This window comes from Arthrobacter sp. NPDC080031 (genome assembly GCF_040702485.1).
GTDB lineage: Bacteria > Actinomycetota > Actinomycetes > Actinomycetales > Micrococcaceae > Arthrobacter.
Genome location: NZ_JBFBLA010000010.1, coordinates 40693 through 62735 on the forward strand (window position 1 = coordinate 40693; position 22043 = coordinate 62735).

Below are 22043 nucleotides of genomic sequence, written 5' to 3' on the forward strand. Positions count from 1 at the left end.
CACGGCTGTGTTAAATGACCCTGTAGCTCAGTATCCGCGTGCCGCCGTCGTCGTCGCCGTCATCCGGCGCCGCGTAAATCAACAGCCCGGATTCATCGGTGGTGACGGTGACTGGGTTCCGTGTGATGACGTGGCCGGCGGCGCTGAACACGCTGATGGGCACATCCCAAGCGATCCTTTGCCGTAGCGGTTCCACCAGGGCCAGTCCCCCGAGTTCAAGGGCAGCGCCATCGGTCCGCGGCAGCAGGGAAATCCCGCTGCACAGCAGGAGGCCCGGCCCCAGGAGCTGGGCATCCTGGTAGTCGACGAAGTGGCCGGGGTTCTCCCACTGATCCATCAGGCAGCCTTCCGTATCCCAGGTGAAGAGCTGCCGGGAACCCCAGCTTCCGCCGAACACCAGGTCCAGTCCTGGGTCGCGGAGGATCCAACCGATGTGGTCGTCCACGCGGAACCGCTCTCGGACCTCGAATGTGTCCGGATCGATCGTATAGACGATGCTTCTGCTCGCGGCGCGGTACTCAGCGACGGAAACCCACACGTGGTCGCCGTCGAAATCGATACCGCCCGGGTGGTAGACGCTGCCCTCGCCCACCGGAATATCGCGAAGCAGCCCTCCATCTGGCCCGAGGACGAAGACGTGCCCGCTCCCCCGCCCGGGAGTTCGCAGCGCCGGATCCGCCGCTGGGCACGGCCCTTCGAGGATCTCAACGGACGACAAGAACGTCAGTCCCTTGGCGAAGGCCATGCCCTGCGGGTGGTGCGTCGGAAAGTCGAGGGGGATCTCCTTAACCAGTTCGAAGCGGCTCCCCCGGTCAAGGGCGGAAATAGCGTCGGCGCGGAGCTCATTTGCCGGCGTCGGCATGTGCTTTGCTCCACAGTTCGTAAAGTTCGGCGGAGTATTCCGGACGGGCCGCAAGCACCCCGCCCTGTTCCGGGAACGTGTCGATCTCGCCTTCGGAATTGAGGACGATGCCTCCGGCCTCTTGAACAACGAGCGTCGCAGCCAAGTGGTCGATCGGGCTGAAGCTGCCGATGATTGCCCCCGCACCACGTCCGGCAGCTACGCCCACCACCGTCATGGTGGCCGAACCCATGATCCGCATGATGCTGTGCCGTTCGCCGAGCGCGGCGAGCAGTTCAAGCATTCCGGGCCACGGCAAGTGCCCCGCGAGTTCGGTCGCCACCACCGTTCCGGCCAGGGCCGCCGTCGGGACTCCCGCACGGGCAAGCGAAAGCGGCTTTCCGTTCAGCCAGGCACCATGACCGGCCCACCCCTCGAAAATCTCGCCACGCCAAGGATCTGCGACGACGGCCACCGCGGGTTTGCGGTCCACCGCCAAGGCCAGCGAGAACGCCGTCCAGGGAATGTGGTTCACGTAATTGGTGGTCCCGTCGACGGGATCAAGGTACCAACACGGTGCGCCCGGCACGGCCACGCCGCCCATTTCCTCCCCTACCACCGTGTGGCCGGGAAGGCGGGCGGCAATCACTTCGCGGACGTGGCGCTCGACGGCGACATCGACTTCCGTGACCAGATCAGCAGGGTGCGCCTTGGTCGAGACCTGGCCGCGATCGGCGTCGCGCATGTACCCGACGGCCCATTCGGCCAGTTCCAACGCGACTTTCCGGGACTCAAGTACCTCATCTCCGGCCAGTCCCGCGGGAGCCTGGGCCGAAGCCCATGCCTGCGGGTCTTCGGCGATGGCGCTTTGCAACAGATCCAGTTGGTTGCTCGTGATCGAATCCACGCCAAGTCCCAAGGCCCAGCGCATGGTTTCCAAGTCGTCCACGGTCCAGCACGCAACCTTGGCTCCCGTGGCGTGGATCTGTTCGACCATCTCCTTGCTGAGAACAACGTGCTCGGAATTGACGAACTCGGGACTTAGTTCGGTTAACAGCTCCTCGGGCGGGGCGATCCTTTTGCTCCATGGCAGCCAGATCCGGGCATCCTGGTCGAGGGCGCGGATGGTCCGCATTCCGTCCAGGTTCCCGCACCAGGCCACTTCGACGCCGCTTTCGCGTACGACGGCGGCAGCCGCCTCTGCGGGGCCGTGCTCGTCCATGTCGATGAGCAAGGTTGACCGGCTGCCGCGGAATAGTTCGAGGGCTTCGGAAAGCAGCGGAATTCGTTCCTCGCCCGCGCCCAGCTGCCTGATCCGGTCATAGTCGAGGTCTGCAGCGTCGGCGTCGAGGCTCCAGATCCTGAGCAACGAGGCATCGTGGAGCACGATTACCTGCCCGTCCTTCGTTACCCGGACGTCCACTTCCACGAGGTCCGCACCCGCGTCGATGGCTGAGGCGATGGCGGGCAGGGTGTTCTCCAGGTGTTTGCTGGAGTCTCCCCGATGGGCCGTTGCGCGGGTCCTTTTGGTGTCAATGATGTTGCTCAAAGTGCGGCACCCGCCTCTGCTACGAGGCGTCCGTCCCGGAAGGTCATGGCCTTGCGGATCCCCGCATGGGTCTGCTGGCCTGGCTGCATGAACTCGCCGCTGACAAAGCTGCGGAGCCGGGCGTCGGCCCTGCGCACGTACACTTCCTGGAAATGTCCGCGCGGGACGACCCGCTCGACAGTCGCCGGGACAGCGCCTGCGAAGGGCGCGTCTGCCAGGATGACGTCCTCGGGCCGGATCCCGAGAATGTCCGGGCCCGCGGTGATGAGTCCGTTGTTGAGCGAGCCTTCCAGGCGGTTCATGCTGCCGATGAAGGTGGCCACGAACTCGGTTTCCGGGCGGGCATAGAGCGCTTCCGGAGTACTGTATTGCTCGATCTTGCCCGCATTCATGACGGCGATGCGGTCGGACATGGACATTGCCTCTTCCTGGTCATGGGTGACGATGACCGTGGTGATGCCCAGTTCCTGCTGGATCTTCCGGATGTCTTCGCGCACTTTGACCCGCAGTTTCGCGTCCAGGTTGCTCAAGGGTTCATCGAGGAGCAGGAGCTTCGGCTCCTGGACGAGTGCCCTGGCCAAAGCCACGCGTTGCTGCTCGCCGCCGGAGATGCGCGCGGGCTTGGAATCCTTGTGGTGCAAGAGGCTGACCAACTCCAGGACGGTTTCCACCCTGTCCTTGATCTCGGCCTTGGACATCTTGCGGAGCTTCAGCGGGAAGCCGACGTTCTTGGCCACGGTCATGTGGGGCCACAGTGCGTAGTTCTGGAACACCATGGCGCTGGGGCGGTTCTCCGCGCCGAGGTGGGACACTTCCTGGCCTTCCACCTCAATGGAACCGGAATCCGGTTCCAGGAAGCCGGCAATCATGCGAAGCGTCGTCGTCTTGCCGCAGCCGGAGGGCCCTAGCAGGGACACCAGTTCGCCCTCTTTTACCGAGAGATCGAGGTTGTCGATGATGGTGCGGCCGCCGAGGACCTTGTGGAGGCCGCGTACGGTCAGGCCACCGCCCGACGCCGAGGTCCCCGGCTTCGTGGTGTTGATCGGTGGTTCAGTCAATGGTTCATGGATAGTCATGGGTTCTCTGTCTGACGTTGAGCGCGGGGCGCTATTTGATCTGGAAGCCTTCGGCGAGCTGGCCGCCGAGGATGTGCTTGTGCGCCGCGAGCATGAGGGCAACGGAGGGGATGGCCAGCAGGATCGAAAAGACCGCAGCCACCTGCGTGGGGTAGTTCAGTACCAGGCTGTACATCTGGGTAGGCATCGTCATGAAGGCCGGCGCCCCCACCAAGTACGTTCCTTGCGCTTCGTCGAACGACGCCAGGAAGGACATCACGGCCGCGACGATGATGCCAGGGAGTGCCATGGGGAGGGTCACTGAAGCGAACACGCGCAGTTTGGAGGCTCCGGCGTCGCGGGCTGCTTCCTCCAGGTTCCGCGGGACCGCAGCGAACGCTGCCGCCGGAATCCACGTCATGAAGACCACTGTGCCCAGCACGTGCACCACGAGGATTCCCAAAATGGTGTTCATGAGGTTCAACGCGTAGAAGAGTGCCGCGAGGGTGACGAATAAGCCCATTTTTGGAAAGGCATTGGTCGCGAACAGGCTGATCAGGAAGAAGCGGCGCCCGGGAAAATCAAAGCGGGCGAAGGCGTAGGCTGCCGGCAAACAAATGATCGCGGATACCAGAACCGTCAGCGGAGCGAAGAACAACGAGTTCTGCACTGCGATGCCGAGCGCGCCGTCGTTGACCACCACTTGCCACCAGCGCAGCGTCCAGTCATCGGGAAGGAGATTGGGGAAGGTCCAGTTACCGGCGAACGCGCGGACGCCGAGCCAGAGCAAGGGGCCCAGGATGAAAACGACCATGAGCACGACGAACAGGCCCACCAGCACACGGCGGACAATCGAGTCCAGCGTGAGCGGTCTGCGGGAGCGGGAAGGAGCCGTGGTAGCCATCAGACCTTCCCCTGTTTCTTGGCGGAACGGAAGTTTGCCCACACGTAGAGCGCGGCGATTCCGGAGGCAATCAGGAAGACAGTGAAGGCCATGACCGCCGACTGCTGGGGTTGGTTGAAGGCGGAGAAGTAGTTGGACATGTCCACTCCGAGCATGTTCGGCGAATTGGGCCCGGTGAAGTACGGGACCGTGAACGATCCAACGATTCCAATGGCCGTAAACGTCGTCGCAATGATGATGGGAACTGCCGCCATGGGAACGATTACTGAGACGATCGTGCGCAAGGAGCCGGCACCGGCGTCGCGCGCTGCTTCGATCATGGCGTTCGGCACGGACTGCAGTCCGGAGGAGACCATGAGCACAGCGAAGGGAAGGGACGTCCAGACCGAGCCGATGATGACCGTGACCATGGTGAAGGCCCAGATGGGGAAGTCAAGGCCGAAGAGGGCAAAGACGCTCCGCAGGAAACCCGTGCCGGAGTAGAACGTCAGGGTCGCCCACGAGGCGATGACCACCGGGATGAAGAGCGGCACGATCGCCAGTCCGGAGAGGAGCCTGGCCATTCGACCACCCTTGAGCTTGAGGTAGAGCCCAATGCCCAGGGCCAGGAAGATGACCGTTGCCGTGCTCACCAGCGTCACGATGACCGTGACGAGGAGGTCCCCGAGGAAACGCTTGTTGGTGAACATCTCCTGGTACGCGGCCAGGGTTCCCCACCAGGCGTCTGCCTCGTGCACGTTCTGGCCAATGGTGGCGATGGTGTGGTTCAAGCCGCCGGTCAGGCCGATGCTGAAGCCGAAGGCGAGCACGATCGGGAAGCCGACGAAGAGTGCGATCAGCAGGATCGGCGGGAGGGCCATGAAGAAACCGACGGCCCGCTGGCCCAGGCGCTTGGGCCGCGGGACACCAGCCGGCGGAACTGTTTGTTGCAGTTCCGCCGGCTTTTGAAGCGTGGTTGTCACTGGCCGGGAACCTTCTGGTCCCAGAGGTTGTTCAGGTCCTTGCCCATCTGGTCGAAGTAGCCCTTGCGCAGGTTGTTGGTGTCTGCGTCCTTGAACTTGTCCTTCACATCAGCAGGCAATTTGTCCAGGCTGATGGCAGGGAACCCGGACATTTCCTTGATGATCATGGTTTGCGCGTCCGGCGAGAGGACGAAGTTGGCAAGCTTCAGCGCGGCTTCCTGGCGGGGTGAGGACTTGGGAATGCCGAGGTAGGCGGCGCCGCCGGTGAACGACGGGTTGCTGATTTGGGTGGCCTTTACGGTGGACGGGATCTGGCCGTTGGTCAAGCCGGTGATGAACTGGTCGGACCACACCGGGGCCATGGAGATCTGTCCCTTGGCGAGCAGGTCAAGGGTTTGCTGGTTGCCGTTGGGGTAGACGCCGTTCTGGAAGACGGACGAGTTGAGGTCCTTCAACGTCGCGAAGCCCTGGTCCCAGTACTTCTCGAGGTCCTTCTCGTAGCCCACCGCCATCTTGGCGCGGGCGTCGGCGGGAACGAACTTGTCCAATACGGTGGCAACGAATGCGCCGCCAGACCCTCCCGACTTGGGCGAGTTGTAGGTGAACTTGCCCGGGTTTGCCTTGATCCAGGCGAGCAGATCGTCAAGCGTCTTCGGCGGAGTGGCAACTGTCTTGGTGTCATATGCCAAGAGCACCGCGGAGCCACGGTACGGGATCCCACCCGTGCCGCCGGCCTTGATGACGTCCTGCGGGACATCGTTCAGTGCCGGAATCGTCTGCGAACTCACGGAGGTCAGCAGATTTGCCGCGGAAGCCTTGGAGACGAAGCCGCCATCCACGAGGTCGAAATCAGGTTCCTTGTTCTGCTCCGTGGCGCTGGTCAGTTTCGCCAGGGTCTGGGCATCGTGCTCGCCGTGCAGATCGAGGGTGACCTTCACGTTGTAGCCGGGGTTGGCCTTCTCGAAGGCGGGAACGAGACTCTTTTCCCACAGGTTCTGGACGTTCGTGTCCCCGCTGATAAAGACGGTGATCGTCTTGTCCGGGGATGCGCTGGAGCCATTGTTCTGGGCCGAAGCGGTACTGCTTTGAGCGCAGCCGGTCACAGCGGTGGCTGCAACAACGGCGACGGCGGCCGCTGCTAGGAAGCGGTTGGTCATGGTGTTCCTTCATCTTGAACCGAAAAGTCCCCCAAGGGCAGGAACTACCTTCCAAGGGCAAGGTGAAGGAGTGGGTCATGGCCCATGAATCCGTGGTTAACCGGAAACAGAATTCACGCAAATATGTCAGGACATGCGAACATCAGCAGTAGCAATGGATTGCGCTACTTGTGGGCTCGATTCCGGTTAATCGTCAGGAGCGTGACCAGGACGGCTATCGCCGCGGCCAGGGCCAGGCTGACGGGGCCGGTGCCCCAGTCGAGTCCCCCTCGATCGGGGGAAACGGCGGTCCAGTCGGAGAAGGACGCCCCCAATGGCCGGGTCACGATGTAGGCGAACCAGAAGGCCGGGATCGCCGCCAGCAGGCGACGCCAGTGGGCCAGTGCGGGGACAGCGATGACAACCGCGAACATGATGCCTGAGGCAAGGTAGCCCAGGCCCAGCGTGTAGGCGGTCAGGTCCCCGGTAGCCGTGCCAAGTGCGAAGGTTGTCAGCACCGCAGCCCAATAGAAGAACTCCCGACGCCGGGTAGTGATGCTGTGGATGGAGAGGGTCTTCTCGCTCCGGTGCCAGAGCAGGAAGACGACGGCGAGCGCCACGGTGAAGAAAAGAGACGACGCCAGGTAGGGGACGCCAAGTCCGACGTGGACGGCATCGGCGGCCATGGTCCCGAACACACTGACCATCGCAACAGCGGTCCAGTACACCCAGGGGATGTACCGGCGGACCCGGAACTGCAAGACCAAAGAGATCACCAATGCCGCGAACCCGAGGCCCAAAGCGATCTCGGGTTCGAAACGGTGTACAAGAAAATCGGACGTAGTTTCGCCCATCCCTGTTGTAAGGATCTTCACCACCCAGAACAGGACGGTCACCTCAGGTACTTTCGAGGCGGCGGCTCGGGAAACGGCATTCTGCGGTTGCTCGCCGACAACTGCGGTGTCCTTGAGCCGCGGGCTAGCGGTGAGTTCTTCGGGCATCATGGCCCCCATTGTTCAGGGCTTTCCCGAGCGTTTCCCGAATATGACACTCGCACGATGCTGCCTGACATGGCAGCCAACCCTCAAACAGCCGGCCCGATTCGCGGGATAATGGAACTATGGCCGATCAGGATCTGGATCCTTGGGATGAGTTCGACAGGCTCAAACCCGCGGGACACGATCGTGTCCAGGGCTATCCGGGCGGGGAACCCTTGGGTTTTGGCTTCCAGACGGGCGTGCGGAGCGCAAGAGTGGCCTTCGGTTTCGCCGTCTACACACTGGTCCTTGGAACCGTGCTCGTCCTTGTCGGGATCATTGACTTCATCGGCACGGGCGAGTTGCTGTGGCTGGGATTGATGGTGCTCACTGAGGCCGCTTTCATCTACGGCTTCATCCAGCTGGCGCACCAAGCGCGCAACCGCCGATCAAGCTAGGGGCCCGCCATCGAAGCGGCCGGTCCTCAGCCCTTGCGCGGCAAGTACGTGTTCACGGGGCGCCCCGTCGAACCGTAGGCCAAATGCAGGTCAACGAGTCCCTTGCGCTCGAGTTCGCTGAGATAGCGCTGGGCGGTGGGGCGGCTGATGCCGACGCTGCCCGCAATCTCCGATGCGCCCAAGGGTTCCGTGGAGTGAACCACCATATCGAGGACTTTTTGCATGGTGGGCGGCAGGCGCCGGGGTCCTTTGGCAGGCGGAGCCGTCCGGCGCAGGCTGAAGAGCTGGTCCACGGTCGCCTGGTCGGCCACGGTCCGGGACTCGGCTTCCTGCCGCCAGCGCCGATAGGCCTCGAGCTGGGTTTGCAGCTGTTCGAAGCCAAACGGTTTGACGAGGTAGTACACCGCTCCACCGCGCATGGCGGCCCGCACGGTCTCGAGGTCCCGGGCGGCGGTGATCATGACGGCGTCGAGCTTTTCGCCGGCTCCCTGAAGGGACCTCAACAGGCTGATTCCGTCTTCATCGGGAAGGTAGACATCGAGGAGAAGCAGGTCCGGTTTGAGCCGCTGCACGGCTTCCCTGGCCTCCGCCGCGGTGTGGGCCTCACCGACGCATTCGTATCCCTCGATTTTGGCCACGCGGCTGGCATGGATGCGCGCTACGCGGAAGTCGTCGTCGACCACCAAGGTCCGGATCATTCGATTGATTTTCCTGTCATGACCGGGGCGTCGGATTCCATGTGCGGTTCCGGCAACCAGATTTCAAAGCGTCCCCCGGGGCCCGGGAAAACATCCATGGTGCCCCCTGCACGGTGAACGATCCTGCTCACGAGCGCAAGGCCTATCCCCCGCCGCATTCCCGGCCGCGGTTCCTTGGTGGTGAACCCGTCAGCAGTGATCGTGCCCACCAATTCTGCAGGAACGCCGGGCCCGTTGTCGGTCACGCAGATGAAGATGCCGGAGGAATCGTCCAGCTGGATGGTCACCTCACGGGGCGCCGGTTGCTCGGCCAGGATCTCGACGGCGTTGTCCAGGAGGTTTCCGACGATCGTCAGCAGCGCTTGGGTTTCGAGGAACGGTTGGCGCAGCTGCGAGTCGTCCGTCACCGAGATTTGGACATCCTGCTCGGCAGCCACGGTGATTTTCGCGAGCAGCAGGGCCGCGAGCTCCGGCGGCTCGATCCGCGAGCGCAAGCCTTCGCCAAGCGAGCGCGAGGTGTCCGAAATCCGCGATACGAAATTCCGTGCCTGGTCCACATCTCCGAGTTCCAGTAGTCCGTCCACCACGTGGAGACGGTTCGCGTACTCATGCTCCTGCGCGCGCAAGGCCTCCATCAGGCCTTCGACGGAGCGAAGGTCGCGCACCAAGCCCTCAACCTCGGTGCGGTCGCGCAGTGTGACCACCGAACCGATGCTCCTTCCGGCCAAAGCAACGGACATCCGGTTCACCACCAGCAAGGCGTCCTCGGTGATGACGATCTGGTCGGTACCGCTGATCTGGCCGGTCAGCAGGGAACGAAGCCGCCCGGGCGGCAGGAGATCCTCGATCTTCTCTCCCAGCACGTTTTCTTCCAGATGGAGCAGGGAGCGCGCCTCGGAGTTGATGACGGTGACCCGGCCGTCGTCGTCGAAACCTATCATCGCCTCGCGGATGCCGTGCAGCAGGGCTTCGCGCTCCTGCAGGAGGGACGCAATCTCCACCGGTTCGAGATCGAAGGTGACCCGCTTGATTCTGCGCGCCAGGAGCGCCGAACCCATGGCGCTGATCACGAGCACAACAGCTGAATAGCCGGCAATCAGCAACACCTGTTTAGCGAGCTCGCTGCTTTCCGTCGTCTCCAGGATTCCCACCGAAACCTGCCCGACGACGGTCCCGTCCGCCGCGCGCACCGGCGCCTTGGCGTTGACTGAGTCACCGAGGCTGCCCTTGTCGATGCCGACATGGGTCTGCCCGTCCAGGACCGCAACGGGTTCTTCCAGGGTCTGTCCGATGAGGTTCGGATTCGGATGGGAGTACCGGACACCTTTCCGGTCGGAGACGACGACGTAGTCCGGCTGTGCCTGGGACTGGACTTTGCTCGCAATCGCCTGAATCGCGTGCGTTGGGTCTCCGTTCCCCAGCGACGTCACGATTTCCGGCATTTGCGCAACCGTCGTGGCAATACCCAGGGCCCGGAGCCGGTATTGGTCTTCAAGGGTCTGGTTGCTGATCTGGGTGTAGAGAAGCGCACCCAAAGTGACCGTCACAAAGAGGATGCAGAGCAACCACACCAGGATCTGGGAGGCAAGGGGCCGCGCCTTCCAGCGCGCGCCGAAAAATCGCAAGCCACGCAACTCTGGATGCACCGCCAACCTCTTCCTACTCCCTAAGTAGCTTATGTGACAAAGTTCACGGCCACTACGTTCCTCCGAGCTTCCGGATCCTGTGAGCCACGCAAAATATCACAGTTCAGGCACAGCATAGGTGTACAGGGGCCAAAGCCTGGGGTTCGAGGATTGGATACAGCTTCGAACCCCTCGGAGTTGAACCTCTAAGGAGCAACATCGTGAATAGAGTCCGGAAAATCGCAGTGGGCGCGGCCCTGATAGGCGCGGTCGCAGGCGGCGGAGCCCTCACTGCCATGGCCCTGCCGGCCAATGCCGCAACCAGTGACACCTCGACTGCCAGCCCATCCGCCCCTGCCACGAATGGCGGTACGCACGGAAACGAAACGGCCCTGACCGGTGACACCGCAAGCAAGGTCAAGGCCGCGGTACTGGCCGCCAACTCCGGCGCCACAGTGGAGAACATGACAACCGAGGACGACGGCAGCGCCGCCTACGAAGCCCACATCACCAAGTCGGACGGCACGCACGCCACGGTCAAACTCGACGCAGGCTTCAAGGTCACCGCAACCGAAACCGGCGGCCCGGGCGGAGGGAAGGGCGGCCACGGCAACCACGGAAACGAAACCGACCTCACCGGTGACACCGCAAGCAAGGTCAAAGCCGCCGTACTGGCCGCCAACTCCGGCGCAACGGTGGAGAACATGACCACCGAAGACGACGGCAGCGCCGCCTACGAAGCCCACATCACCAAGTCGGACGGCACGCACGCCACGGTCAAACTCGACGCAAGCTTCAAGGTCACCGCGACGGAAACCGGCGGGCCCGGTCACTAAACCCCAATCCAGTAAGCACTGTGGGCGGATACGGCACCCAGCCGCGTCCGCCCACTTGTGCGATCTCCCCCGGGCCGCGCAGCCCGGTCCGGGCCGCAGTGAGGGTAGGACCGTCAATCCTAGGAAAAGCAGGGAGCGGCGCAGCTGCTGACATCGTCTTCCGGAGCCCCTAGCGTGTTTAACAGAACCTTGAACGACGGCGGTTCCGCCTTGGGTATTCGGGTTTTTTCCAGCCGCTAACTGATTTACAGTCCAGGGCTCCACGTTTTAGATGAGAAGAAGATGACTATGGATTTTTCGTTGATGATGGCTTGTGCAGTTGTCGGCATCGTGAACAATGACAGCCGCAGTGCCTTGCCGGGGGCACCGGTTGTTCCGGCGCCCCCGGCAAGGAGCCTGCGGCTGGCTCGGCTCCGGGGTTGGCTCGCAACCGCATTGCACCGGGTAGCTTGGGGAATTGAGCCTAAGGTGCCGGCGTCGGTGGAACCTTAGCGGGTTCCTCCGTCACGTAGACGAGCTGCCAGAAGTGCGGCGCAGGAAGAATCGCCGTCGCATAGTCTCCTTCGAGTTCCACTTGAACCTCAACCAATCTCGACCTGCCATCGGGGTCGGCGTACCGAATGCGTGGCACTGTACCCCGCGTCCGCCGGACACGCAGCCGTCCGTCGCCCGTCGATTGCGGTAGAGCCCGCGGCGCATCCCATTCGGTGTCCGACTGCCCCAGCAAGTTGATCAGATGGATGGCGAAGCCGCCCGGAACCCTGGTAACCCGGCGCCAGACAGCCCCTGGCTCAGGCCGATCTCCACCAGGAAGTCGTACCAGCGGGCCAGAAGGCTCGATGTCTCCTGGTTAACGCGGTGGTTGCGGACGTTGACGACACTCACTGGGCCCGCGGAGCAGCCATCGGCGCCATGCAGCAGCCGGCCCCCGGGGAAGTCAAGCATCATCCTGCGGACTGAACATGACTGCATTCCATTCCCGGATCTCGCTGGGTACGGCCAGTCCTTCCAGAACGAAAGGATCGCCAGCGATGAACTGCTCCGCCCTTTCCTTGCTGGTGAAGATGCCCATCGAACCGTTCACGGCAGGGTTGTTGAAAGTCCCGATGCCGATGAGGCCGCCTTCGGCAGCGAACGCCTGCATATATTCAACATGCCTGGGGTAAACGGCCTGGAGCCCTGGAAGCGCCAACGGATCCGAGCTGTAGAAGACGACGAATTGCATTGTATTCCTTAGCTGTCGGGTTCGGCGCTCTCGGATTCGGCCAGGGTCTGGCCGAGCCGCGGGAGGACGTGGTTTCGCCATCCGCCGCTCATGATGCGGTGCGATGCGACGTGGGTCGGTTCGTTGGGATCGAACCCGTCGTGGACAAGGAACAGCCGCGTGCCGGTGTCCTCGGCAGTGACTGACCATGTCACGGTGCTGTTGAGGCTGTTTCCTGAGTCCGCGTCCCGCCACGAAATACGCAGGAGCTTCTCCGTTTCCACGTCAAGGACTTCGCTGGCCACCAAGCCGCTGAATCCGACCGCCGGAACGGGAATCCCGCGCATCTGGAACTGGTGCCCGACGATCGCCTGGAAGTCGTTTTCCATCAACCAGCGGGCGATCAGTGTCGGATCCGTCAGCGCTTGCCAAACCTTGGCAGGCGAATACGGCAAGAATTCTTCGACCTCGATGGTCGTAAGTCGTTCACTCATTTGCTGTCCTCAATCTCGTTCATGACCATCCTAAATTCCGAGGGAGCCATCGGCGGAGCGATCAAATACCCTTGGGCGGTGTCGCAGCCGAGGTCCCGCAGAATATTCAATTGCTCCTGGCGTTCCACTCCTTCGGCGGTAACCCGGACCCCCATGGCGTTGAGGGTTTGAATCAGCCCCTGGACAATCGTCGCAGTATGCGGCTCACTATCGATGTCCCTGATGAACGCTTTGTCGATTTTCAGCGTGGTCAGCGGAAGGACCCGAAGCATGGCCAAGGACGAATAGGCGCTCCCGTAATCGTCCAAGGCGACACCAAGGCCCATATCGATCAATTCCCGCAACTGCGATGCAACAGAGGGGACGTCTACTATCGCTGTTCCTTCCGTGATCTCAATTTCCAGCATTCGGGCAGGAATTCCATGGCGGTTCAAGGCAGCCCGGATGTCGGATGGGAGCGTGCCGCCCGCGAACTGGACCGGGGAGACGTTCAAGGCGATGGTCCGGGGCGTGCCGGCGTCAATCCAGGAGCGGGACTGGGCGCAGGCCTGATCCAGGACCCAAGCCCCGATCCTGCGGATCTCTCCGGTATGTTCCGCGACCGGGATGAACTCGTCCGGGGCCACCGGGCCGATTTCCCTATCGTTCCAGCGCAGGAGGGCTTCGACGCCGGCGTCCTCCCCGGTCGCAAGATCCAGGACTGGCTGGTAGTGGAGAGTCAGGGCCGAGTCGTCAACGGCAGAAGAGAGCCGACGCCGGATGTGCGCCTGGCGCGCGAACGGTGCCGGTTCCTGGCAGGGGCCGATACGGCCGATTCGTCGCTTGCCTTCCTGCTTGGCCCGGAGCATCGCGCCGTCGGCGTGCCGGAGCAGTACGTCGGGACCGGCGAGCATGTCCTCCGCGATGATGTCGATTCCCAGGGCCAGGCCGATGGTGGCACTGACATGCAGTTCGCACCCGTCGAGCACGAAAGCGTCTTCCAGGCTGTCCAGGATTCCGTTTGCGACCGCACAAGCGGCGTCCTCATCGACGTCGGTGAGGAGTACAGCGAACTCGTCACCACCCAAGCGAATGAGAGTGCCGCGGTTTCCGACGCTGCGGATCAGGCGCCAGGCGAACTCTGTAAGCACAGCGTCACCGGCGCGGTGGCCATAGGTGTCGTTGACGGATTTGAAGTCGTCAAGGTCGATGAACAGGATCCCGACGCTCGCGCTGATGTCAGGGCAGTGCTCTTCGAGCATCCTCCGGTTGGGCAACCCTGTGAGCGGGTCGTGAAGCGAAGCGTGGCGGAATTGCGCTGAAACGGCCGCAAAGATGTCCGATACCGTGACAATCCTTGGGCCAGTGGCGCCCAGAACCAGAAGATCCTGATACCGCTCGTATTCAGGCCTTTCCAAGACAGCTTGCGCAGCGGACTGCAGATCCAAGTCGGCAGCCATGGACGAGCCTTCGGCGGGCAAGAGCTCCGAAGCCGTCCTTCTCATATTCAGCGCCCGCCCGTAGCCGAGCCTGCCGGTCAACTTGAACTCCAGATGGTCCCGGGTCAATAGCCCGAATGACTCACCCTGTTCAACCACGACCGCCCTGAGACCGCGGTCGCTCCGGAACATGGCATCGATCTCCGTGGCCGAAACGGTACCGGGCACAACGCGGGACGCCACCCCCAGGTCCCCTAAACAAGACAGGAGTGGACGCAAGAGGGAAGGCACGGGGCTGCCGTCGTTCGAACACACGTTCTTCTTCTTACCACCCGGACATGAATTGGCCCTTGTTTAACGACAGTCAGCGATATATCGTTAACTATCGCAGAACAAGCTGCGAGCCTCAGGGCAACCCACAACATTGAAGGGACGATGCCGTTATGAAAGGCATTCACGACAACAGACACACAGATTGCGGTCCGGATATGGAACGCTTCGGACGCGGCCGGAGCCGTCGCGGACCCCACGGACACGGCGGATTCGGGCCAGGCCGCGGTTTCGGACCGGGCTTCGGGCCGGGGTTTGGCCCAGGCTTTGGTCCCGGCGGCCAGCGCCGGGCCAACAAGGGCGACGTTCGTTTCGCTATCCTCTCCCTGCTGGCCGAAGCGCCATCCAACGGATACGGACTCATCAAGACAATCGCCGAGAAGACGTCCGGATCGTGGCGCCCAAGCCCGGGTTCCGTCTATCCGACGCTGCAGCAGCTCGTTGACGAGGAGCTCATTGCACCCGTCGGCGAAGGCCGACGCACCGAATTCACACTCACCGACGCCGGGAAGGCATACGTAGCGGAGCACGCCGAGGAGCTGGAAAATGCGTGGAACATCGATCCAGAAGGATCAGGACCCGCGTTCCACCAGAGCGTGGCAAAGCTCATGGGGGTTATCCACCAATTCCGCTTCGCCGCAACCGACGAACAACGCACGGCCGCCATGGAAAAGATCGACGAAACCCGGCGAGCGCTCTACCACATCCTTGCCGACTAGTACCGCACCTTCCGAAGCCGCGAAGCGGAACAGCCCTGCTGGCGGCTTCGGAAACGTCTGCCTGGGTTCCGTTCTCTCAGAGGCGAAGTTCCATGAAAACGCTGTGTGGATCCAGGGTGTAGCCGGCAAAGGGCGGGCACTCGGCGAATCCGTTGCGGACATACAGGCGCCGTGCGGGCGCGAAATAGTCCTCGGCTCCTGTTTCCAGGAAGATGCGCTCGTAGTTTCGGCGTCGCGCTTCATCCAGGATGTGGTTGAGCACGAGTGTGGCCACGCCGCGCCCCCGCGCACTGGCCGTGGTGCGCATGGACTTGATTTCGCCCTGCTTCCCTGAGCCAGGTGGGGAATCGATGAGTTTGAGCGCGCCACACCCGAGGAGGGCACCATCTTCGCGGGCCGTCCAAAAGGTGATCGAGGGTGCGGACAGCGCCGAATGATCCAGTGCGTGGACGCTTTCGGCGGGCGAGGTGGCGAACATGTCCGCGAGGTGCTCGCTCAGGAGTCGGTGGACATCCGCACGTGCCGGATCATCGGGCTCGACGTGAATCATCGAATCAATTTACACTCCCCTGGTCCGGCTTCCGGGTCTATGCTGGGTTTCGCGGTTGCGCCGGCTCGCCCTGGCCCTCCGAACTGCTACTGAGAGCGGTGGTCCATGAGCGGTTACGAAGCAGTCTTGGCAGGCCTTGAAGCAGAGCTCGGTTGGATCCGGGATACGTACATCGATCTGCATAGGCATCCCGAACTGAGCCTCGAGGAGCACGGGACTTCGAAGCTCGTCGAGGGGAAACTCGCGGCGTTCGGCTACGCCGTAACCCGCATCGGGGGCACCGGCGTCGTCGGTATCCTCGCAAACGGGGACGGCCCGACGGTGCTTGCCCGCGCAGACACCGACGCACTTCCCGTCGTTGAGGCTACCGGACTGCCTTATGCGTCGGCCGTCGACGGGGTCATGCACGCGTGCGGGCACGACCTGCACGCCGCTGCGCTGCTCGGCGCCGCCAAGCTCATGGGCGACGGGCGAAGAGCCTGGTCCGGGACCTACATCGTGCTGTTCCAGCCCGGCGAAGAGATCGGGGCCGGAGCCCAAGCAATGGTCGACGACGGACTCGTCGCCAAAGTGCCGCCGCCCGACGTTGCCTTCGCCCAGCATGTGATGCCGTTCCCGGCGGGGAGAATCGCCACAACAGCGGGCCCGGTCCTCTCAGCCGCAGACTCGCTCAAGATCACCGTGTACGGGAAGGGCGCGCACGGCTCGATGCCGCACATGTCCGTTGACCCGGTGGTGCTGGCCTCCTCGATCGTCCTCAGACTTCAATCCGTCGTCTCGCGGGAGACCAAGCCGGGCGACTTCGCGGTTGTCACGGTGGGGGCGCTCAACGCCGGAGCGACATCGAACATCATCCCCGACCAGGCCACCCTCCTGCTCAACATCCGCACTTACGATGCCCAGGTCCGTGCGTCCGTTCTCGCGGCCATTGAGCGGATAGTCAAGGGCGAGTGCTACGCCGCCGGATCACCGCAAGACCCTGATTTCGAGTACTACGACCAATTCCCCCTCACCAGCAACGACGCGGCCGTGACGGAGAAGGTCCGGGCCGCATTCTCCGCCCACTTCGGGGCGGATTCCGTGCGCAAGGCCACGCCACAGACCGCCTCGGAGGACTTCAGTCGCATCCCGGACTCTTTCAGGGTGCCGTACACTTTCTGGTTCCTGGGCGGTGTGGATCCCGAAACCTACAGCGCCGCCGTCGAACGCGGGACAGTAGCCCAGGACATCGCGGCCAACCACTCCCCGCTCTTCGCGCCGGTGATCGACCCGGCTCTATCCATAGGTGTCCAGACCCACGTGGTCGCCGCACTGTCTTATCTGTCCACGGAAGGCGCAACACCGTGAGCCCCGAGGACGTGGACCTGCTGGTGGTCGGCGGTGGAAAGGCGGGGAAAACCCTGGCGATGGACCTGGCCCGGGCCGGCAGGCACGTTGCAATGATCGAACGTTCGATGATCGGGGGGACGTGCATCAATGTTGCCTGCATCCCCACCAAGACCCTCGTCAACAGCGGCCGGGTACTGGAAACCATCCGCCGGGCCGCCGAATTTGGCATTTCGGGGGCCGAAAACCCGCTCATGGACCTCAAACTGCTACGCGACCGGAAGGAAGACGTCGTGGAGACCATGGTCGCGGGCCAGCTGTCCTCCTTCGTGGGATCGGGAATGGACTTCATTCTCGGCGAGGCGAAGTTCGTCGCTCCCCGGACGGTCGAGGTGATCCTGAACGACGGCGGCGTGCGCACTCTGCGAGGCACCGACGTCGTACTTAATCTCGGCACCGAACCGCTCCTGCCGACCATCGTGGGCCTGCCGGAATCGAAAGTGCAGACCAGTAACACCCTGTTGAAATTGGAATCCCTGCCGGAGAGCATCATTGTCCTTGGCGGCGGATACGTCGGCTGCGAATTCGCGGACCTGCTCAACACCATCGGGGTAAAAGTCACCGTCGTCCACGGCAGCGGGCAACTGCTTCCTCGTGAGGACCCGGACATCGCCGCTGCCATCAAACAGAACTTCACTGACGCCGGTATAACCGTGCGGCTGGGGACCAGGGCACAACGGATCAGCCGCGCCGCAAACGGTACCGTTACCCTGACGCTCTCCTCCGGTGACACAGTCTCCGCCGATGACATCCTGGTGGCGGTGGGACGAAAACCAATGACCGACGGCATCAATCTCGAAGGTATCGGCGTGGAACTTGACCACCATGGATTCATCAGGGTCGATGATCAGCTGCACACCACCGCAGAAGGAGTGTGGGCAGCAGGCGACGCCGCAGGGACGCCCCAGTTCACGCATGCCTCCTATGACGACTACCGCGTGTTGAAGACGAACCTGGCGGCAAGGAACGGCGCTGGCAAGCCACGCAGCACCACCGGCCGGCTGATCCCCTACAGCGTATTCACGACCCCCGAACTTGGCCGTGTTGGACTGAGCGAGAGGCATGCCCGGGACGCAGGATACAACGTCCGCATCGCGAAAATGCCGGTTTCGGCCATTCCCCGGGCCCGGACCGTGGGGCACTTGGAGGGTATCTGGAAGGCCACCATCGATCGCGAGACCAACAGGATCCTGGGCGCCGCCCTGGTGGGCACCGAAGCCAGCGAAGTCATAGCCGTGGTGCAGATGGCAATACTTGCGGGACTGGACTACGCCGCCCTGCGCGATGCGGTCATCACCCATCCGACCATGGCAGAGGGCCTGAACCTACTGTTCACGCCGGCCTTCCTCGAAGACTGAGCAGCCGACGACGGCGGGGCCTCCCGCCGTCGTCGCATGCGTTAAGCGACGCGGTTCAGGAGTACCACTGCCACTCAGGCGGCGCCCAGCCGGAGGGAACCTGATGGTTGTCCTTGGTACCGCATCTCGCACAGCTGTAGCTTGCCGACGGCGGCCGCAACCCGCTGCCATCAGCCGCATAGACAGCAGGAACATACTCATGGAAGGTCAAAGGAAACCCGGGACCGCACTGCCCACAGGCCGGCACCCTGGGCGGCGCTGCGGGAACACAGGGACGATAAGTGGCCATTCGATGTCCAGCACGGGCAACTGTCATGTTTCTCCCTCACGTCTTCATCGGTCGGGAATCGGCGTTGGCCAGATCCCGCGTTCAAAGTTCATGCCCGAACGCCCACATCGTTCACATGAACCCAATGGGGCAGCCAGCGGGTAGTGGGTCAAACCCTATGTCAGGATTCCCCTGAGGGCCATGGGCAAGCCGGAACAGATGGTTCGCAATCAGTTAAGCCGCTAACGGAGATAACTGTTGCCTGCGTCACATCCCCCGTTTAGTGTTTGTTCCGGGCCGCAGCGTCGCGGTTCCTGATCGGAAGAGGACTCATGACCGAAAAAATCCGGCTTCTCGTAAAAATGGACATCGATGGTGCCCAGGTCCGCATCACAGCCCATGGACGGCTAACCTCCCGGAGTCTCCACGCCTTATACGCAGTCGCGAGGCGGGCCAACGCCCTCATGCATGGCCTGGCCCTTGAAATCGACGTCAGCGGGGCCAACGTCGACCCCGCCGCCATGGAAGCGCTCCGCGGCTGCGCGCAATCCCGCCGCCTTCCGGCCCTGATCGATCCTCAACAGTCTGATGTAAACATCTCCGTCCGGTCATCCGCCGACGCCATGATGGCCGCCTGAATCCGCGCCGCGATGAACGCGCTGGGACCGCTTCGACCAGGCTTGCCTAGAACCGGGCAGTGCCGCGCAGCCGGCGGGGACGGCCGTCCGGGTCCACGACGAAGCGGCTGATAGGATCCGCCCAAAGGCGTTGATGGGACGACACGGGTTCCGGGGTGTGGTGTCGCACGTTTCCGGCGGGCCGGGGCGGGCGGCGCCCGGTTTTGTGCCAGTGGTCGAGAGCGTCGGCGCTCGTGTTCCAAAGCTTGAGCCCCGCCGCCGGGTCATGGAGTTGGGGATCGTCCTGGTCCAAGCCCAGGTGCTCTGCCCAGAGTTGGAGCCGGAGCCCGCGGGCCAGCGGCCCGGAAGCGTCGTGGCCGGTGTCAATGCCGGGCAGTTCCCCGTTGTCGGCAGTTGTGTCGAGCACGGCGCAAGTGAGCTCGCTATCGGTGGTCCAGGACCGGCGGTTGAAATTATCCGAGCCGCACGTGAACCAGGTGTCGTCGATGATGCAGATCTTGGCGTGGACATAGATCGGAGTTCCGGAGCTGTTCTCCAGGTCGAACACGCCGACCCTGTCAGGTGCGACCCGCCGCAGCATCCTGAGGGCGCGAAGCTGCCCGAGCCGGCTTGCCGGCCCGACGAGAGGGCCGTCAGAGTCGGGGTAACGGGGCACGACGGCGATCACGTTCAAGTAGGGGTTCCGTTCGAGGGCCGCCGCGATACCGGCTGCGACTTCTGTCGACCAAAGGTACTGGTCCTCGATGTAGATCAGCGAGCGGGCGCGGGCGAAGGCCTTCGCGTAGCCGCGGGCAACGCTGCGTTCCCCTTCTGGAGCGAAAGGGAACGGGGGACGTTTCACCCCGTAAGTGCGCAGTAGCTGCACGGCATGGGGGCCGGCCGCGGGTGGTGGCGGTGCAGCGGCCGGGAGGGGTTCGGGGTGCCGGGGCATGCGGGCCAGGCGTTGCAGCAGCATCCGGTACGGGGTGCGTCGGTCCAGTGGATGGGGATCGTTCCACCGTTCGGCGAACACCGCCAGCACATCCGCGACCACGGGGCCACGCAGTTCGAGCGCGGCATCGTGCCACGGGGGACGTTTCCCGTACCGGGGATCCATGGCCACCGCTTGCGGGTCTCCGGCATGGTCGGCGTCGTCCCGTCGGCTGTGGGAAAGGTCGAGCCCGCCAATGAACGCGACGTCCCGCGATGGATCGTCGCGTCGGCGGATGACGAACATTTTCTGGTGATGGGAGCCGAACAGGCGGACACGCTGATCCAACAGCACCTCTCCGCCGGCGTCGTTGATCTTGCGACTGAGAAGCTCGTTGGGACGGCGGCTCATCGGGGCTGATATCCGCTCTCCATGGGATCTCCAGACGAGGCCCCGCACTTCCACCCCCGCGCGGGCCAACCCCGCGAGCAAGTCCCCGATTGTCGGCCCGTCGGCCAGTAGCCGCTCGTCGGCGTCGCCACGCCAGTCGGTGAACCACACGCGGTCTCCCGCTTGCAAAGCAGTCAATTCCTCATGCAGTCGGGCAAAGTAGCTCGATCCATGAACCAGGGGCCGCACGAGGTTGCCCTCCGACCACGCCGGAGACCCGGCACCGCCCGAGTGCACGTCTGTGGCCAGATTCCCGCGCTCAGCGCGGCTCAGGAACCACGTGCCAGCATCACTGTCCACTCAATGCTCCTTCCTGCGGGCCGAGGTCAATCGTCTGGTGTCCGGTCTTCAACAGCCTAGAAGGTAACCTTACTGATCAAATCCATTCACGACGTGAGGCGGAAGACAATGGGCGTTCACCCCCAAGGCGCGTCGGACGACGAGTCAACCGGAGGCAAAGGCGAACTCATCGACGACCGGTTCGTCGGTGACACTGACTTGGCCCGGTGGAAGACCCCCGCCGGTAGGTGGCTCGCCTCCCGCGCACAACGCCTCAGTGGCCGTCTCGGCCCGTACGGTGCGCTGATCCTGATCCTCGCTGCCGGAGCCGTAGTCGCGTCACTGTTGGCCTTCGCCACCGGCGGGGTGTACGAGGCGGTGACAGAAGCAGATGGCGTGGCCGCCCTGGACCACCCGGTGTTGGAGGCGGCGATGACGTTGCGCGACCCCACGCTGGACGCCGCCGCCACTGCCTACACCGCTCTGGGCGGAGGAATCGGGATGCCGATCCTGGCAGCGATCGCCACCGCCGTACTGGTCCTCCGTCGCCGCTCCTGGACGCCGGCGATCCTCATTGTGACCGCGGCGGCGGGCTCCCTCCTCATGACCATAGCCGGCAAGCAGCTTATAGGCCGGGCCCGGCCCCCGCTCAGTGACGCCGTTCCTCCCTACGAGTATTCCCCCTCGTTTCCCAGCGGACATTCGCTGAATTCGTTCGTGATCGCCGGAATCGTCGCCTACCTGGTCATCCTGCGTTGCCGCTCCCGCAGGGCCCGCGCCTGGACAGTGGCCGCCGCGGCCCTTTTCGCCCTGACCATCGGACTCAGCCGGGTCTTCCTTGGCCACCACTGGCTCACTGATGTCTTGGCGGCCTGGACCCTCGGCGCCGCCTGGCTGGTCCTGGTCATTACCGCCCATCGCCTGTACCTCACCGCCCGAAAGACCGAAAAGCTTGGCCACTCCCGGGGCGAGGCTCAAGGCAGATGAAAGCCGGGGCC

23 protein-coding genes are annotated in these 22043 nt (G+C 63.4%); 7 read left to right on the forward strand and 16 right to left on the reverse strand.

Annotated elements, in window-relative coordinates:
• Positions 1 to 10: 10 nt before the first annotated feature.
• The 7 genes from AB0323_RS10145 to AB0323_RS10175 form a co-directional block, all read right to left on the reverse strand.
• A complete protein-coding gene (locus AB0323_RS10145) occupies positions 11 to 862 on the reverse strand; it encodes a DUF6454 family protein (protein WP_366177201.1) in 852 nt (283 codons plus the stop codon).
• On the reverse strand, positions 843 to 2390 hold the full coding sequence (locus AB0323_RS10150; RefSeq protein WP_366177202.1) for an inositol monophosphatase family protein: 1548 nt from the start codon (positions 2388 to 2390) through the stop codon (positions 843 to 845). Before AB0323_RS10150 ends, AB0323_RS10145 begins: the two co-directional genes overlap by 20 nt.
• Positions 2387 to 3448 (reverse strand): ABC transporter ATP-binding protein, encoded by a 1062-nt coding sequence (locus AB0323_RS10155; RefSeq protein WP_366177203.1) that lies wholly within the window; start codon positions 3446 to 3448, stop codon positions 2387 to 2389. Before AB0323_RS10155 ends, AB0323_RS10150 begins: the two co-directional genes overlap by 4 nt.
• A gap of 49 nt (positions 3449 to 3497) precedes the next feature.
• Complete coding sequence (locus AB0323_RS10160) at positions 3498 to 4349, reverse strand: ABC transporter permease subunit (RefSeq protein WP_366177204.1); 852 nt, start codon at positions 4347 to 4349, stop codon at positions 3498 to 3500.
• The gene (locus AB0323_RS10165) at positions 4349 to 5311 is read right to left on the reverse strand and encodes a sugar ABC transporter permease (protein ID WP_366177205.1); all 963 of its coding nucleotides are present in this window, start codon (positions 5309 to 5311) and stop codon (positions 4349 to 4351) included. Before AB0323_RS10165 ends, AB0323_RS10160 begins: the two co-directional genes overlap by 1 nt.
• Positions 5308 to 6468, reverse strand: a complete 1161-nt coding sequence (locus tag AB0323_RS10170) for an extracellular solute-binding protein (RefSeq protein WP_366177206.1) — start codon at positions 6466 to 6468, stop codon at positions 5308 to 5310. Before AB0323_RS10170 ends, AB0323_RS10165 begins: the two co-directional genes overlap by 4 nt.
• Before the next feature lie 164 nt (positions 6469 to 6632).
• Positions 6633 to 7451 (reverse strand): hypothetical protein, encoded by an 819-nt coding sequence (locus AB0323_RS10175; protein ID WP_366177207.1) that lies wholly within the window; start codon positions 7449 to 7451, stop codon positions 6633 to 6635.
• A 116-nt stretch (positions 7452 to 7567) separates the two neighbouring features.
• On the opposite strand from AB0323_RS10175, the gene AB0323_RS10180 reads away from it, so the two are divergent.
• The gene (locus tag AB0323_RS10180) at positions 7568 to 7882 is read left to right on the forward strand and encodes a hypothetical protein (protein ID WP_366177208.1); all 315 of its coding nucleotides are present in this window, start codon (positions 7568 to 7570) and stop codon (positions 7880 to 7882) included.
• Between the two features lie 26 nt (positions 7883 to 7908).
• On the opposite strand, the gene AB0323_RS10185 is transcribed toward AB0323_RS10180, so the two are convergent.
• Both AB0323_RS10185 and AB0323_RS10190 read right to left on the reverse strand, forming a co-directional pair.
• Positions 7909 to 8580, reverse strand: coding sequence for a response regulator (locus AB0323_RS10185; RefSeq protein WP_284982098.1), 672 nt, complete (start codon positions 8578 to 8580; stop codon positions 7909 to 7911).
• Positions 8577 to 10205, reverse strand: a complete 1629-nt coding sequence (locus AB0323_RS10190) for a sensor histidine kinase (RefSeq protein ID WP_366177209.1) — start codon at positions 10203 to 10205, stop codon at positions 8577 to 8579. Before AB0323_RS10190 ends, AB0323_RS10185 begins: the two co-directional genes overlap by 4 nt.
• A gap of 221 nt (positions 10206 to 10426) precedes the next feature.
• Here AB0323_RS10190 and AB0323_RS10195 point away from each other — a divergent pair, with 221 nt between their 5' ends.
• Positions 10427 to 11041, forward strand: a complete 615-nt coding sequence (locus AB0323_RS10195) for a PepSY domain-containing protein (RefSeq protein ID WP_366177210.1) — start codon at positions 10427 to 10429, stop codon at positions 11039 to 11041.
• A 463-nt stretch (positions 11042 to 11504) separates the two neighbouring features.
• On the opposite strand, the gene AB0323_RS10200 is transcribed toward AB0323_RS10195, so the two are convergent.
• Genes AB0323_RS10200 through AB0323_RS10220 form a run of 5 tightly spaced genes read right to left on the reverse strand, consistent with a single transcriptional unit; the run spans position 11505 to position 14400 of the window.
• A complete protein-coding gene (locus tag AB0323_RS10200; RefSeq protein ID WP_366177308.1) occupies positions 11505 to 11864 on the reverse strand; it encodes a glycoside hydrolase family 66 protein in 360 nt (119 codons plus the stop codon).
• Entirely contained in the window at positions 11774 to 11989 is a 216-nt protein-coding gene (locus AB0323_RS10205) for a hypothetical protein (RefSeq protein ID WP_366177211.1), read from the reverse strand. The genes AB0323_RS10200 and AB0323_RS10205 overlap by 91 nt, the downstream gene beginning before the upstream one ends.
• The gene (locus tag AB0323_RS10210) at positions 11979 to 12266 is read right to left on the reverse strand and encodes a YciI family protein (protein WP_366177212.1); all 288 of its coding nucleotides are present in this window, start codon (positions 12264 to 12266) and stop codon (positions 11979 to 11981) included. Before AB0323_RS10210 ends, AB0323_RS10205 begins: the two co-directional genes overlap by 11 nt.
• An 8-nt stretch (positions 12267 to 12274) precedes the next feature.
• Positions 12275 to 12739: an SRPBCC domain-containing protein gene (locus tag AB0323_RS10215; protein ID WP_366177213.1), complete on the reverse strand. Its 465-nt coding sequence runs from the start codon at positions 12737 to 12739 to the stop codon at positions 12275 to 12277.
• Entirely contained in the window at positions 12736 to 14400 is a 1665-nt protein-coding gene (locus AB0323_RS10220) for an EAL domain-containing protein (RefSeq protein ID WP_366177214.1), read from the reverse strand. The genes AB0323_RS10215 and AB0323_RS10220 overlap by 4 nt, the downstream gene beginning before the upstream one ends.
• Positions 14401 to 14600: 200 nt before the next feature.
• Between AB0323_RS10220 and AB0323_RS10225 the strand changes: the two genes are divergently transcribed.
• Positions 14601 to 15206 (forward strand): PadR family transcriptional regulator, encoded by a 606-nt coding sequence (locus AB0323_RS10225; RefSeq protein ID WP_366177215.1) that lies wholly within the window; start codon positions 14601 to 14603, stop codon positions 15204 to 15206.
• A gap of 76 nt (positions 15207 to 15282) precedes the next feature.
• Here the strand turns inward: AB0323_RS10225 and AB0323_RS10230 are convergent, their stop codons facing one another.
• Positions 15283 to 15756, reverse strand: coding sequence for a GNAT family N-acetyltransferase (locus AB0323_RS10230; protein WP_366177216.1), 474 nt, complete (start codon positions 15754 to 15756; stop codon positions 15283 to 15285).
• A 105-nt stretch (positions 15757 to 15861) separates the two neighbouring features.
• Here AB0323_RS10230 and AB0323_RS10235 point away from each other — a divergent pair, with 105 nt between their 5' ends.
• From AB0323_RS10235 to AB0323_RS10245, 3 genes are all read left to right on the forward strand, one after another.
• A complete protein-coding gene (locus tag AB0323_RS10235; RefSeq protein ID WP_366177217.1) occupies positions 15862 to 17103 on the forward strand; it encodes an amidohydrolase in 1242 nt (413 codons plus the stop codon).
• Entirely contained in the window at positions 17100 to 18500 is a 1401-nt protein-coding gene (locus AB0323_RS10240; protein ID WP_366177218.1) for an FAD-dependent oxidoreductase, read from the forward strand. The genes AB0323_RS10235 and AB0323_RS10240 overlap by 4 nt, the downstream gene beginning before the upstream one ends.
• Positions 18501 to 19100: 600 nt before the next feature.
• Positions 19101 to 19406 carry a hypothetical protein gene (locus AB0323_RS10245; RefSeq protein WP_366177219.1) on the forward strand — a complete coding sequence of 102 codons (306 nt, stop codon included), beginning with the start codon at positions 19101 to 19103 and terminating at the stop codon, positions 19404 to 19406.
• A 46-nt stretch (positions 19407 to 19452) separates the two neighbouring features.
• Here the strand turns inward: AB0323_RS10245 and AB0323_RS10250 are convergent, their stop codons facing one another.
• Positions 19453 to 21066 (reverse strand): phospholipase D-like domain-containing protein, encoded by a 1614-nt coding sequence (locus AB0323_RS10250; protein ID WP_366177220.1) that lies wholly within the window; start codon positions 21064 to 21066, stop codon positions 19453 to 19455.
• Between the two features lie 108 nt (positions 21067 to 21174).
• On the opposite strand from AB0323_RS10250, the gene AB0323_RS10255 reads away from it, so the two are divergent.
• On the forward strand, positions 21175 to 22032 hold the full coding sequence (locus tag AB0323_RS10255; protein ID WP_366177221.1) for a phosphatase PAP2 family protein: 858 nt from the start codon (positions 21175 to 21177) through the stop codon (positions 22030 to 22032).
• The last annotated feature ends 11 nt before the right edge of the window (positions 22033 to 22043 follow it).

What these genes read in the sequence shown, in the direction of transcription:
- AB0323_RS10215 (WP_366177213.1), bottom strand. Translation starts at nt 12,739, where the DNA reads ATGAGTGAACGACTTACGACCATCGAGGTCGAAGAATTCTTGCCGTAT.
- AB0323_RS10180 (WP_366177208.1), top strand. Translation starts at nt 7,568, where the DNA reads ATGGCCGATCAGGATCTGGATCCTTGGGATGAGTTCGACAGGCTCAAA.
- AB0323_RS10145 (WP_366177201.1), bottom strand. Translation starts at nt 862, where the DNA reads ATGCCGACGCCGGCAAATGAGCTCCGCGCCGACGCTATTTCCGCCCTT.
- AB0323_RS10245 (WP_366177219.1), top strand. Translation starts at nt 19,101, where the DNA reads ATGACCGAAAAAATCCGGCTTCTCGTAAAAATGGACATCGATGGTGCC.
- AB0323_RS10235 (WP_366177217.1), top strand. Translation starts at nt 15,862, where the DNA reads ATGAGCGGTTACGAAGCAGTCTTGGCAGGCCTTGAAGCAGAGCTCGGT.
- AB0323_RS10255 (WP_366177221.1), top strand. Translation starts at nt 21,175, where the DNA reads ATGGGCGTTCACCCCCAAGGCGCGTCGGACGACGAGTCAACCGGAGGC.
- AB0323_RS10230 (WP_366177216.1), bottom strand. Translation starts at nt 15,756, where the DNA reads ATGATTCACGTCGAGCCCGATGATCCGGCACGTGCGGATGTCCACCGA.
- AB0323_RS10225 (WP_366177215.1), top strand. Translation starts at nt 14,601, where the DNA reads ATGAAAGGCATTCACGACAACAGACACACAGATTGCGGTCCGGATATG.
- AB0323_RS10170 (WP_366177206.1), bottom strand. Translation starts at nt 6,468, where the DNA reads ATGACCAACCGCTTCCTAGCAGCGGCCGCCGTCGCCGTTGTTGCAGCC.
- AB0323_RS10185 (WP_284982098.1), bottom strand. Translation starts at nt 8,580, where the DNA reads ATGATCCGGACCTTGGTGGTCGACGACGACTTCCGCGTAGCGCGCATC.
- AB0323_RS10160 (WP_366177204.1), bottom strand. Translation starts at nt 4,349, where the DNA reads ATGGCTACCACGGCTCCTTCCCGCTCCCGCAGACCGCTCACGCTGGAC.
- AB0323_RS10205 (WP_366177211.1), bottom strand. Translation starts at nt 11,989, where the DNA reads ATGATGCTTGACTTCCCCGGGGGCCGGCTGCTGCATGGCGCCGATGGC.
- AB0323_RS10175 (WP_366177207.1), bottom strand. Translation starts at nt 7,451, where the DNA reads ATGATGCCCGAAGAACTCACCGCTAGCCCGCGGCTCAAGGACACCGCA.
- AB0323_RS10210 (WP_366177212.1), bottom strand. Translation starts at nt 12,266, where the DNA reads ATGCAATTCGTCGTCTTCTACAGCTCGGATCCGTTGGCGCTTCCAGGG.